A 12730-nucleotide genomic window follows, 5' to 3' on the forward strand; every position below is an offset into this window, starting at 1 on the left:
TCCGCAAGCCTCTTTCTTGCGGAAAGGTTTGTGCGCGGGCCAACGGCCCATGTTGCTAACGTGGCGGCTTATGCACGGCGGCACGTTAGCAATCAAGGGGCGGCACGGAGCCACTGGAAATAAAAGGGTTTGGCTTATTCCGCAGCGGCTGCAGGCTCGATCAGATCCCAGAGGTTGCCGTACGGATCGGCAAAGACGGCGACCGTGCCGTAGACTTCCTTTCGCGGCATTTCGCGAAATTCCACGCCTTTGGCGACCATCCTTGCATGGTCGCGGGCAAAATCCTGCGTTTCCAGAAAGAAGCCGACCCGGCCACCGGTCTGGTTGCCGATGGCCGCCTGTTGCCTGCCACCCTCGGCCTTAGCGAGCAATAACCCGGCGCCGGCAGCGCCCGGCGGGCGGACGACCACCCAGCGCTTGCCTTCCGGCTGCTCGGCATCGGCGACGCAATCGAAACCCAGCGCGCCGCAATAAAAGGCGAGTGCCCGGTCGTAGTCGTCGACCACGAGGCTGACAAGGAAAACGCCGGCAGGAGCCGAAGAGGTCTTATTCATCGCTGGCGGCCTCCGGTACCGGTTTTGCGCCCTTGCGCTTGAGGTTGCGGCGGACCATGCCGAGATTGGCGCCGCCGCTGGCAAAGGCGATGCCGAAATAGACGACCATGGCCGCCGCGATCAGCGCCGCAAGCGTGCCGGCACGAACCGAAAGGGGGGCTGCGCCGGACAACGGATAGGCCAGCCAGTCGATGGCGAAATGGATGGCCGCCGCCATCACCGCGGCCGCAAGTACCAGGCGGGGAATGCGGGTCAAAAGCGGAATATCCCGCCCCCAGTGGCCGCGCCAGACCAGCGTGCCAAACAGCAGCACCGCATTCACCCATCCGGCAACGACTTCGGCGATGGCGATGCCGGCGCCGCCCAGTCGCGGGAACAGGGTGAGCGCCAGGGTGACGTTGGCGGCAACGGAAATACCGGCAAAAATCATTGGCGTGCGGGTGTCTTCGCGGGCGAAGAAGCCGGGGATGAAGGCTTTGATCAGCACGAAAGCCGGCAAGCCGAGGCCGTATATGCCGAGGATATGCGAGACGATCATCGTCGATTCCGGCGTGAACCGGCCACGCTCGAAAACGAGGCGGACGATCGGCTCGGCCATCACCAGAAGGGCAGCGGCAGCCGGCAAAGTGAGGAACAGGGTGAATTCCACCGAGCGGTTCTGCAGATTGTCGGCTTCCTGGCGGTGGCCGCCGCGCAAGGCGCGTGCCAATTCCGGCAGGAGCACGGTCGCGACCGCGATGCCGACGACGCCGAGCGGCAGCTGGTAGATGCGGTCGGCATAGACCAGCGAGGAGACCGCTCCTTCCTTGCCGGAAGCGATGTTGGTGTTGATCAGGAGGTTGATCTGGGTGATGCCACCGGTGATCGCCGCCGGCAAGGCAAGCACCAGCAGGCGCCGGACGTTGGCGGTAAAGCGCGGCCGGCGGAAACCGATCTTGATGCCGGCATTGCGCACCGCGATCCAGACGATGGCCAGTTGCACGAAACCCGAGGCCATGACGCCCCAGGCCAGCGCATGGCCGACCGTGACGGCATCCATGCCGCGATACCAGGCATAAGCGAGCACGGCGATCAGGATGATGTTGAGGAAGACCGGTGCGATCGCCGCGGCGAAATAGCGGTGCAACGAGTTCAGCATGCCGCCCATCATCGAGGCCAGCGACATGCAGGCGAGATAGGGGAACATAATGGTGGCAAGCGACACCGTGTTCTCGAATTTCAGCGGATCGCTCAGGAAGCCCGGCGCGACGACGGTGCGCACCAGGAACGGCATGGACAGTTCCATGGCGATGGTCAGCACCATCAGCACCGTGAACAGGACGCCGAATACCTCTTCGGAGAAGCGCCGGGCACCATCCATACCCTGCTGCTCGATCTCCTTGGCGAAGAGCGGCACGAAGGCGGAATTGAAGGCACCTTCGGCAAACAGGCGCCGGAAGGTGTTGGGGAAGCGGAAGGCGGCGTTGAAGGCATCGGCCATCGGCCCGGTGCCCAGCGCCGCCGCCATCAGGCTTTCACGGACAAAACCGAAGATGCGACTGCCCAGCGTCGCGCCGCCGACGGTTGCGAATTTCTTGACCAGGCTCATGCGTCGGATTTCGCCTTCTTTGCCACGGGAGCGGACCGCACCACCGTCGGGGCGATGATGCCGGACGGCATACGTGCCCTCGCCTCGTCCTCCTGCTCGCTCATGACCGCTTTCAGGCGGGCGATGACGTTGGCCCGCTTGTTCTCGTTGACGATCTTCTGGCCGACGAGGTCGGTGACATAGAAGGTGTCGATGACCTTTTCACCAAAGGTCGTGATGCGGGCCGAATGGATGTCGAGCGACAGATCGGAGAGCACGGCGGTGATCTCCGACAGCAGGCCGGGCCTGTCCAGGCACTCCACCTCGACGACGGAAAACTTGTTCGACAGCGTGTTGGAGATGACCGCCGAGGGCGGGATGACGAAGGCACGGTTCTTCTTGCGGTTCCTGGTGCGGGTGGCGATGACTTCGGGCAGGCGCTTGGCGCCGGACAGCACGTCCTCGATCATCTTGCCGATGGTGGCGGCGCGGCGCATCTCGTCCTCGTCGTTGGGAAACTCACGGTTGATGAGGATGGTATCGAGGGCGCGGCCATCGGAGGTGGTGAAGATCTGCGCATCGGCGATGTTGGCGCCGGCCGCCGCACAAGCGCCGGCGATGACGGCGAGCAGACGTGGATGGTCGGGCGAAAGCACGGTGATTTCGGTGATCGCATGGAAGGAATGGGTGCGCACCATGGTCGCCAGCGCCTTGCCCGCCTTGTCGGCCTCGCGAATGAACTGCGCGTGGCGCACCTGGTCTTCCAGCGGCACCGAGAGCAAATATGGCTGGTAATGCAGCTTCGAATAGGTCTTGCGGTCCTTCTGGCTCCAGTCGCCCAGCGCATTGTAGAGGTCTTCGGCCGCCGCCTTGGCGCGCTCCTTGCGCGAGACTTCGGAGAAGCCGCCGGCGAGCAGCAGTTCGGTCTCGTAGTAGAGCGTGCGCAACAACTGGCCCTTCCAGCCGTTCCAGACGCCGGGCCCGACGGCGCGGATATCGCAGACGGTCAGCACCAGAAGCATCTTCAGCCGATCCAGCGATTGCACCCGTTCGGCGAAATCGGTGATCGTCTTGCGGTCGTTCAGGTCGCGGGTCTGCGCCACCATCGACATGGTCAGGTGTTCCTCGACCAGCCAGACCACCATTTCCGTCTGCTTCGGGTTGAGGCCGAAGCGCGGCGCGAGCTTGCGGCAGACACGGGCGCCGGCTATCGAATGATCCTCCTGCCGGCCCTTGGCGATGTCGTGCAGCAGCACCGCGACATACAGCGTCTCGCGGTCCTCGATGCCCGGCATCAGCTTGGTGATCAGCGGATGGATGTCATCCGCCCTGCCCTTCTCGATCTCCGACAGCACCTCGACGGTGCGCAGCAGGTGCTCGTCCACCGTATAGTGATGATACATGTTAAACTGCATCATCGAGACGATCTTGCCGAATTCCGGGATGAAGCGGCCGAGCACGCCCGCCTCGTTCATCCGCCGCAGGATCAATGCCGGGTCGCGCGGCGACGTCAGGATCGACAGGAACAGCCGGTTGGCCTCCTCGTTCTCGCGCAATGCATTGTCGATCAGCGAGAAGGAGCGGGTGAGCCGCCGCAGCGCATCCGGATGGAACTCCAGACCGTGGATATCGGCGACATGGAACAGCCGGATGATGCTGACCGGGTCCTTCTTGAAGACATCCGGATTGGCAAGCGCGATGCGGCCGCGATCCTCGACGAACTCGAGGGTGCCGGGGATCTTGCGGCTGCGGTGGGCAAAGCGGCTGATCATGCCGGTCAGCCCCGGCGTCGCCTTCGCCTGCTGCTCTTCGAGAGCGGCGCAGAAGATGCGGGTGAGATCGCCGACGTCCTTGGCGACCAGGAAATAGTGCTTCATGAAGCGCTCGACGGCCGAAAGGCCGGGGCGCGAATGATAACCCAGCGCCTCGGCAATCTCCCGCTGGATGTCGAAGGACAGGCGCTCCTCCGATTTGCCGGTGAGGAAATGCATGTGGCAGCGCACCGCCCAGAGGAAATCCTCCGACTTGAGGAACAGCGACAATTCCTGCTTCGACAGCACGCCCAGCTTCACGAGGTCGGCGGCATCACGCACGTGGTAATAATATTTGGCGATCCAGAACAGCGTGTGCAGGTCGCGCAGGCCGCCCTTGCCTTCCTTGACATTCGGCTCGACGAGATAGCGGGTGTCGCCGGCCTTGCGATGACGGGCATCGCGTTCGGCCAGCTTGGCAGCGATGAATTCCGGGCCGGTGCCGGCGGTGACTTCCTTGTCGAAGCGGGTTTCGAGTTCCTTCACCAGCGCCGCCGCGCCGCAGATATAGCGGGTCTCGAGGATCGCCGTGCGGATCGTCATGTCTTCCTTGGACAGCCGGATGCATTCCTCGATGGTGCGCGAGGAATGGCCGACCTTGAAGCCCATGTCCCAGAGAATGTAGAGCATGAACTCCACCGCCTTGCGCATCGCATCGGTGGGTTTCGGCGGGAAGAGGAACAGGAGGTCGATGTCGGAGCCCGGCGCCAGCGTATCGCGGCCATAACCGCCGACGGCGCTGACGGCGATGTCATCGGCCTTCAGCGGCTGGATGTGGGTGATGACGAAGCCGTAAAGGATGGAAATCAACTGGTCCTGCAGCCAGGAAATGCGATAGGCGCAGTTGAGGCCGCTGCCCTCCTGCAGGAAAAACTGCTTGGCCTTTTCCCGCCCCTCGGTGCTCGCCTTCTTCAGCGTCGAAAGCAGTGCCGAACGCAAGGCATCCGATTTCGGCGGATGTTTTTGCGTCAGCGCTTCACATTCGGCCCTGAGCGCCTCGACGTCGAGAATGGCGGGCCGGCCGGCCTCCTGATTGCCGATCGCAGCCAGGACCTGGCGCGAGGTACGTTGCGTCTGCATGCTGATAGCGCCTCATTGTGGCTGTTGGCGGGCTCGCCCCGAGGATAGTGCGCAAGCCTTGCCAACTCGTTTCCTATATAGGCCGCGCCGCTGCCTTATCACAACCGCTTGCCGCTTGCACGCCACTGGCGCGGGCTGACACCGGTGACGCGCCGGAATTCGCGGTTGAAGTTGGATTTGGTGCCGAAACCGGCGGCGAACATGATGTCCGTCATCGGCGACGACGTGTCCCGCAGCAGCCGGCAAGCCTCCGCAACACGCCGGTTGTTGACGAATTGCGAGACGTTGATGCCCGCCGCGCGATTGATGACGGCGGAAACATCGCGCGACGGCATGCCGGCCCGGCGGGCAAGCTTGGCGAGGCTGAGGTTTTCGTCCTTGTAGAGATCGCTTTCATCCAGCGCCGCCGCGACACGCGCCAGCAGCATCTGGTCGGCATCGCTGACATGGTCCACGGGTGCCGGGACGGGCGTGGCCGGCGGGAGGAATTCGCCGGAAAGATAATAGACCAGCAGCCCGGCGACGACGGCGAGGTTGATCAGCCCCACGGCGGCGGGCACGTCGCTGTTGCCGTAACGGACGGTGTAAAGCGCCAGGCCGGCATCGCTGACGGCAAAGAACAGCATCAGGCCTGCCGTCAGCCGCGCCGCCCGCAGCACCGGAGCGGCCCGATGGAAAGGCGCCGCCACCATGGCGCCGTCGGCAACCAGCGTCAGGCGAAGGAGCGAAATGCCGTAGAAGGAAAAGAGGACAAGCAGCAGCAGGTCCACCCAGTTGGTGTTGACCGCCAGGGCAAGCACCAACGCCAGCGGCCCGATCACATGCAGCCATGGCTTTTGCGGCGGTGGTTCGGCCAGCGCCCGGAAGGCGAGAAAGGCGAGCGGCGGCATGATCGACGCCGTGACCGGCTGCACCGGCTCCAGCACATGGATGCCGTAGCCGAAACGCAGTCCGACGATCATGCCCTGCAGCGCATAGAGCAACAGGAAGGCGGTGAAATAGGCACGCGAGCCCGGCGCCTCGACACCCTTCAGGCTGCGATAGAGCGTCAGCGCCACGGCAAGGCCGACGATGAAGGGCAAGGGAACGGAAAGCACGCAAGGAACCCGCAAAAAGGACGACCGACATCATGATCCGGGAGACCTCTATCACGTTCGAGGTCGAAAAAACTGCCAGCGCGGCATTTTCTCGCGGACATCTTCAACCGCACAAGGTACCACGCAATGCTCCATACCCTCGTCATCTCGGTGTTTACCGCCGCCACGACGCTGATCGATGCCTTGACCCCGGCCGCCGCCTTCGAGGCCGGCACGCAGTGGATCACCATCACCCCGCCCCATCGTTCAGCCACCGAAGCCGTGCTGATCACCTACCCCGCCAAGGCAGACGGCGATGCCTATACGCTCGGTGCCGACGACCTCTGGACCGGCGTGCCGGCCCGGCGCAACGCAACGCCGGTGGCCGAGAAATTTCCGCTGGTGATCCTCAGCCATGGCTCCGGCGGCAACGCCGCTTCGCTTGGCTGGCTGACGACCGAGCTTGCCCGCAACGGCTTCATCGTTGCCGCACCCAACCACCTGCACAGCACGTCGGGCGATTCCATTCCGGTGGAAAGTTTCAAGATCTGGGAGCGGCCGCAGGATATCTCCGCCCTGATCGATAGGCTGCTTGCCGATCCGGACTGGTCCAGGATAATCGACAAGGACCGCATCGGCGGCATCGGCTTTTCGCTCGGCGGCACCAGCATGATGCTGGCGGCCGGCGCCCAGACCTCGCTCGGTGCCTTCGACGACTATTGCCAGGCGGCGGACGGCAAGGATGGCGGCTGTAACTGGTTCCTGCGCGGCGGCGTCGATCTCTCGAAGGTGGACCGCACGGCGTTCGAGGGCAGCTACCGAGACCCGCGCCTTTCCGCCCTCGTCGCCGTCGACCCCGGCTTCGCCATGGCCTACCAGCCCGACAGCCTGAAGGCGATGGCCCTGCCGACGCTCGTGATCAATCTCGGCGAAGGCGACGGTATCCTGCCGGGCGTTCGTTCCGATGCTTTGGTGAAGCAGATTCCGGGCGCCGGATACGCGGCCATTCCCGCCGCCACGCACTTCACCTTCCTCGGTGTGTGCAATCCGAACGGCGCCGAGGTGCTGAAGCGCTACGGCGAGGAGGAGCCGATATGCGAGGACGGCGGCGATGTTTCGCGCGTCGAACTGCACAAGCAGATCTTCTTCCAAGCCGCCGTCTTCCTGCGCAAGGCGCTGGTGGAGAAATAAAAGATAGCAGTTCAAGATAGTTGAGTGAGAGACCTCTCATCCCCTGCCGGCACTGTCTCCCTTTTTGGCCAGGGTTATCGCAGAGGGGCCGCAGGCCGCAGCGGGATGAGGAGATGTCACACGGCAAAACCTGCACTCCTGGCTCCCCCTCATCCGACCCTTCGGGCCACCTTCTGCCCGCCGGGGAGAAGGGGAAAAGGCGACGTCACGCCAAAAGCGACGGCACTGCCGTTTTGACGGGGAGAGTCAGGGTGAGGGGCAAGCACCGGAGCGTTACTACCGCTTCTCCGTATCGAGCTGCTTCTTCAGGTCATACAGCGCATCCAGCGCCTCACGTGGCGTCATGTCGTCGAGTGCCAGGTCCTTCAACGCCTCCTCGACCTTCGAGGGGCCGGCGCGTTTCTGTTCCTCGCGGCGCACGGCCACCTGGAACAGCGGCAGGTCGTCGATCAGCTGGCTGGCCGGGTTCTTGCGGTCGGCATCCTCCAGCTTGGTCAGCACGTCGCGGGCACGCGCCACGACCGAGGCCGGCAGGCCGGCGAGGCGGGCTACCTGGATGCCGTAGGAGCGATCCGCCGCCCCCGGCCCGACCTCGTGCAGGAAAATGACGTCGCCATGCCATTCCTTCACCCGCATCGTCGCATTCGAGAGGCGCGAGAGCTTTTCCGACAGCACGGTCAGCTCGTGGAAATGCGTGGCGAACAGGCCACGGCAGCGGTTGATCTCGTGCAGGTGCTCCACCGCCGCCCAGGCGATCGACAGGCCGTCGAAGGTGGCGGTACCTCTACCGATCTCGTCGAGGATGACCAGCGAGCGCTCGGTCGCCTGGTTGAGGATCGCCGCCGTCTCGACCATCTCGACCATGAAGGTCGAGCGGCCGCGGGCAAGATCGTCGGAAGCGCCGACGCGGGAAAACAGCCGGTCGACGACGCCGATATGCGCCGAGGCCGCCGGCACGAAGGACCCCATCTGCGCCAGGATGGCGATCAGCGCGTTCTGGCGCAGGAAGGTCGATTTACCGCCCATGTTCGGGCCGGTCAGCAGCCAGATGGCGCCCAGCGCCTCGCCGTGTTTCGGTGAAAGGTCGCAATTGTTTGCGACGAAAGGATTGGCCGATTGACGTCTCAGCGCCTGCTCGACCACCGGATGGCGCCCGCCCGAGATGGCGAACATCGTCGAGGCATCGACCACGGGACGGCAATAATTCTGCTCTTCGGCCAGCAGCGCCAGCCCTGCGCCGACATCGATGACGGCCAGCGCCCGGGCACCGGCCTTGATCCTCTCCGCCTCGCCGACGACGGCTTTGACCATCTCGTCGAAGGCGGCCAGCTCGATCGTCAGCGCCCGGTCGGCGGCGTTGGCGATACGGCTTTCCAGGTCGGCAAGCTCGGTGGTGGTGAAACGCATGGCGCTTGCCATCGTCTGGCGATGGATGAAGCGGGCCTTGGCCTCCGGCGTATCGGTCATCGTGCCGGCATTGCCGGCAGTGACCTCGATGAAATAACCGAGCACGTTGTTGTGCTTGATCTTCAGCGACTTGATGCCGGTCTCTTCGGCATATTGCAGTTGCAGGCCAGCGATGACGCGGCGGGATTCGTCGCGCAACGCCCGCACCTCGTCGAGTTCCGGATTGGCGCCCTTGGCGAGAAAACCGCCGTCACGCTTCAAAAGCGGCAACTCTTCGGCCAGCATACCGCCCAGCCAGGCTTCGAGCCCGGCCGGCAAGGCGGCAAGGCCGGCCAGCGCCTGCTGCAACTCTTCCGGCAGCAGCCGTTCGCCGAGGAACCGCGCCACCTGCGCGGCGGCGCCAAGCCCGTAGCGGATGGCGCCGAGATCGCGCGGGCCGCCGCGGTCGAGCGCCAGCCGCGACAAGGCACGCGGCATGTCCGGCACATGTTTCAGCGCATCGCGCAGGTCGCTGCAGAGCGAAGGTTCGCTCATCAGGAAGCCGATGGAATCCAGCCTCTGGCCGATCGCTTCCGCATCGGTGAGCGGCGACATCAGCCGTTCGGCGAGCAGACGCGCCCCGCCGCCGGTCACCGTCCGGTCGATCGCCTTCAGGAGCGAGCCGTTGCGGTCGCCGGCAAGCGTGCGGGTCAGCTCCAGGTTGGCGCGGGTGGCCGGGTCGATGAACAGGGTGGAGGCGGCACTTTCGCGCTCCGGCCGGCCGAGCGGCGGGCGCTCGGCGATCTGAGTCTTCTCCACGTAAGCGACGGCCGCCGCCGCCGCCGCATGTTCGGCGCGTGAAAAACTGCCGAAACCGTCGAGCGTGCCGACATTGTAATAGCGGGCGATGCGGGTTTCCGCCGTGGCGCTGTCGAAGAGCACGGCCGGTTGCGGCACGACGACGCGGCCGAGCACGTCGAAGGCGGGTTTCAGCTCAAGATCGTGGAACAGCGTGTCGGCGACGATCAGTTCGCGCGGATCGATGCGCAGGATATCGGCGAGCAGGCGGCTTGGCTCCGTCTCCGCCAAGCGGAAGACGCCGGTGGAAATGTCGATCCAGGCCAGCGCCATCACCGCGCCGCTGCCGCCGCGGATGCGGGCCAGCGCCATCAGGTAATTGGATTCCGAGGGCGAAAGCAGCTTCTCCTCGGTGATCGTGCCCGGCGTCACCAGCCGCACGACATCGCGGCGGACGACGGATTTCGAGCCGCGTTTCTTCGCTTCGGCCGGATCTTCCACCTGCTCGCAGACGGCGACGCGAAAACCGAGCGAAATCAGCTTCTGCAGGTAGTCGTCGGCGGCATGCACCGGCACGCCGCACATCGGAATGTCCTGGCCGAGATGCTGCCCCCTCTTGGTCAGCGTGATGCCGAGCGCCCGCGAGGCATCGACCGCATCCTCGAAGAACAGCTCGTAGAAATCACCCATCCGGTAGAACAGCAGCGAGCCGGGATTGTTGGCCTTGATCTCGATATACTGCTCCATCATCGGCGTCGCCGATGCCCGGCTTTCGTCGGAGGCGAGCGTCGTTGCCGTCAACGGCTCCGCAATGGGGGAAAAACTGTTTGTCACGATCTAGCTGTTTTCATGTCGGGAAAGTCATGCAACATAACGGCCCGAGCGGAACGAACACAATAAGAAGGACGGCCGATCAAGCGGCTGCCCACAGTTAGGTAGAGGAAATATGTCGGAAGCAGACAAGGGCCGGCGGACACGCGCCATCGTGACGGAACAGGAAGCTCTGGATTTTCATTCCCAGGGTCGGCCCGGCAAACTGGAGATAACGCCCACCAAGCCGATGGCGACGCAGCGCGACCTGTCGCTCGCCTATTCCCCCGGCGTCGCCGTTCCGGTCAAGGCGATCGCCGCCGATCCGGCCACCGCCTACGACTACACGACGCGCGGCAACATGGTGGCCGTCATTTCCAACGGCACGGCGATCCTCGGCCTCGGCAATCTCGGCGCGCTCGCCTCCAAGCCGGTGATGGAGGGCAAATCCGTGCTCTTCAAGCGCTTTGCCGACGTCGATTCCATCGACCTCGAAGTCGACACGGAAAATGTCGACGAGTTCATCAACTGCGTGCGTTACCTCGGCCCCTCCTTCGGCGGCATCAACCTCGAGGATATCAAGGCGCCGGAATGTTTCATCATCGAGACCCGCCTGCGCGAGCTGATGGACATCCCGGTCTTCCATGACGACCAGCACGGCACCGCGATCATCGCCGCCGCCGGCCTGATCAACGCGCTGGAGCTGACCGGCCGCGACCTGAAGACCACACGGCTCGTCTGCAACGGCGCGGGTGCCGCGGCCATCGCCTGCGTCGAACTGATCAAGTCGATGGGCTTCAACCCGGAAAACATCATCCTCTGCGACACCAAGGGCGTCATCTACCAGGGCCGCACCGAGGGCATGAACCAGTGGAAATCGGCGCATGCGGTGAAGACCGACCGCCGCTCGCTGGAAGAAGCGATGAACGGCGCCGACGTCGTCTTCGGCCTGTCGCAGAAGGGCGCCTTCACCGAAGACATGATACGCTCCATGGCACCGAGGCCGATCATTTTCGCCATGGCCAATCCCGATCCGGAAATCACCCCCGAGGAAGTGTCGCGTATCCGCGACGACGCGATCATGGCGACCGGCCGTTCGGACTATCCGAACCAGGTCAACAACGTGCTCGGCTTCCCCTATATCTTCCGCGGCGCGCTGGACGTGCGCGCCTCGACGATCAACGACGCGATGAAGATCGCCGCCGCCCGGGCCTTGGCGAGCCTTGCCCGCGAAGACGTGCCGGACGATGTCGCCGCCGCCTACCAGGGCGTGCGCCCGCGTTTCGGGCCGCAATACATCATCCCCGTGCCGTTCGATCCGCGGCTGATTTCGGCGATCCCGGTCGCCGTGGCGAAAGCGGCCATCGACAGCGGCGTTGCGCGCCGGGATATTCCGAGCCTGGAGGGTTATGCCCGCGAACTCTCCGCAAGGCGCGATCCGATCGCCTCGACGCTGCAGCGTCTCTATGAGCGCGTGCGCCGCCATCCCAAGCGTGTCGTCTTCGCCGAGGCGGAGGAGGAACAGGTCATGCGTGCGGCCGTGTCCTACGCCAACCAGCAGCTCGGCACCGCCGTCCTGCTCGGTCGCGAGGACCTGATCCGCGCCACCGCGGAACGGGCCGGCATCGAGCTCGACCGTCCGGGCCTCGAAATCGTCAACGCCCGTATCTCGACGCGGGTCGAGGCCTATACGGACTATCTTTATGCCCGGCTTCAACGAAAGGGCTACCTGCACCGCGACGTGCAGCGGCTGATCAAGACCGACCGCAACCACTTCGCCGCCTGCATGGTGGCGCTCGGCGATGCCGACGCCATGGTGACCGGCACGACGCGCAACTATTCCACCGCTCTGGAAGAAGTGCGCCGTTGTATCGACGCCAAGCCGGGGCACCGGGTGATCGGCGTTTCGCTGGCGTTGACCCGCGGACGCACGGTCTTCGTCGCCGATACCGCGGTTCACGACATGCCGTCTGCGGAAGAACTGGCCGACATCGCCGAAGAGGCCGCCGGCATCGCACGGCGCATGGGTTACGAGCCGCGCGTGGCGATGCTTGCCTATTCCACCTTCGGCCATCCGACAGGCGAGCGCTCGGAACGCGTCCGCGAAGCCGTCAAGATCCTCGACCGCCGGCGGGTGGACTTCGAATATGACGGCGAAATGGCTGCCGACGTGGCGCTGAACGGCAAGGTGATGGAGCAATATCCGTTCTGCCGGCTCTCCGGCACGGCCAACGTGCTCGTCATGCCCGCCTTCCACTCCGCCTCGATCTCGACGAAGATGCTGCAGGAACTGGGCGGCTCCACCGTCATCGGCCCGCTGCTCGTCGGCCTCGACAAGTCGGTCCAGATCACCTCGATGGGGGCGAAAGACAGCGACATCGTCAACATGGCCGCCATCGCCGCCTACAATGCCGGGACGTGATCGTTCTTGAGACATCCCGTCAAAACCGCTGTACG

7 protein-coding genes are annotated in these 12730 nt (G+C 64.5%); 2 read left to right on the top strand and 5 right to left on the bottom strand.

Annotated elements, in window-relative coordinates; genetic code table 11:
- Positions 1-134 precede the first annotated feature (134 nt).
- The 4 genes from DEM27_RS11310 to DEM27_RS11325 form a co-directional block, all read right to left on the bottom strand.
- On the bottom strand, positions 135-554 hold the full coding sequence (locus tag DEM27_RS11310) for a VOC family protein (RefSeq protein ID WP_109458342.1): 420 nt from the start codon (positions 552-554) through the stop codon (positions 135-137).
- Positions 547-2142: a murein biosynthesis integral membrane protein MurJ gene (gene murJ / locus DEM27_RS11315; protein WP_109458343.1), complete on the bottom strand. Its 1596-nt coding sequence runs from the start codon at positions 2140-2142 to the stop codon at positions 547-549. Before murJ ends, DEM27_RS11310 begins: the two co-directional genes overlap by 8 nt.
- Complete coding sequence (locus DEM27_RS11320; protein ID WP_109458344.1) at positions 2139-5012, bottom strand: [protein-PII] uridylyltransferase; 2874 nt, start codon at positions 5010-5012, stop codon at positions 2139-2141. The genes murJ and DEM27_RS11320 overlap by 4 nt, the downstream gene beginning before the upstream one ends.
- A gap of 98 nt (positions 5013-5110) precedes the next feature.
- Complete coding sequence (locus DEM27_RS11325; protein WP_109458345.1) at positions 5111-6109, bottom strand: helix-turn-helix domain-containing protein; 999 nt, start codon at positions 6107-6109, stop codon at positions 5111-5113.
- Between the two features lie 126 nt (positions 6110-6235).
- On the opposite strand from DEM27_RS11325, the gene DEM27_RS11330 reads away from it, so the two are divergent.
- Positions 6236-7279, top strand: a complete 1044-nt coding sequence (locus DEM27_RS11330; protein ID WP_109458346.1) for an alpha/beta hydrolase family protein — start codon at positions 6236-6238, stop codon at positions 7277-7279.
- A 276-nt stretch (positions 7280-7555) separates the two neighbouring features.
- Here DEM27_RS11330 and mutS read toward each other — a convergent pair whose 3' ends face one another.
- Positions 7556-10213 (bottom strand): DNA mismatch repair protein MutS, encoded by a 2658-nt coding sequence (gene mutS / locus DEM27_RS11335; protein ID WP_109458657.1) that lies wholly within the window; start codon positions 10211-10213, stop codon positions 7556-7558.
- Between the two features lie 196 nt (positions 10214-10409).
- Between mutS and DEM27_RS11340 the strand changes: the two genes are divergently transcribed.
- Positions 10410-12695, top strand: a complete 2286-nt coding sequence (locus DEM27_RS11340; protein ID WP_109458347.1) for an NADP-dependent malic enzyme — start codon at positions 10410-10412, stop codon at positions 12693-12695.
- Positions 12696-12730: the final 35 nt, after the last annotated feature.

It is taken from the genome of Rhizobium album (genome assembly GCF_003122325.1).
Taxonomy (GTDB): domain Bacteria; phylum Pseudomonadota; class Alphaproteobacteria; order Rhizobiales; family Rhizobiaceae; genus Metarhizobium; species Metarhizobium album.

Excerpts from the sequence above, each read along its gene's own strand:
- DEM27_RS11310 (WP_109458342.1), bottom strand. The coding sequence starts at position 554 with ATGAATAAGACCTCTTCGGCTCCTGCCGGCGTTTTCCTTGTCAGCCTC.
- murJ (WP_109458343.1), bottom strand. The coding sequence starts at position 2,142 with ATGAGCCTGGTCAAGAAATTCGCAACCGTCGGCGGCGCGACGCTGGGC.
- DEM27_RS11320 (WP_109458344.1), bottom strand. The coding sequence starts at position 5,012 with ATGCAGACGCAACGTACCTCGCGCCAGGTCCTGGCTGCGATCGGCAAT.
- DEM27_RS11330 (WP_109458346.1), top strand. The coding sequence starts at position 6,236 with ATGCTCCATACCCTCGTCATCTCGGTGTTTACCGCCGCCACGACGCTG.
- mutS (WP_109458657.1), bottom strand. The coding sequence starts at position 10,213 with ATGATGGAGCAGTATATCGAGATCAAGGCCAACAATCCCGGCTCGCTG.
- DEM27_RS11340 (WP_109458347.1), top strand. The coding sequence starts at position 10,410 with ATGTCGGAAGCAGACAAGGGCCGGCGGACACGCGCCATCGTGACGGAA.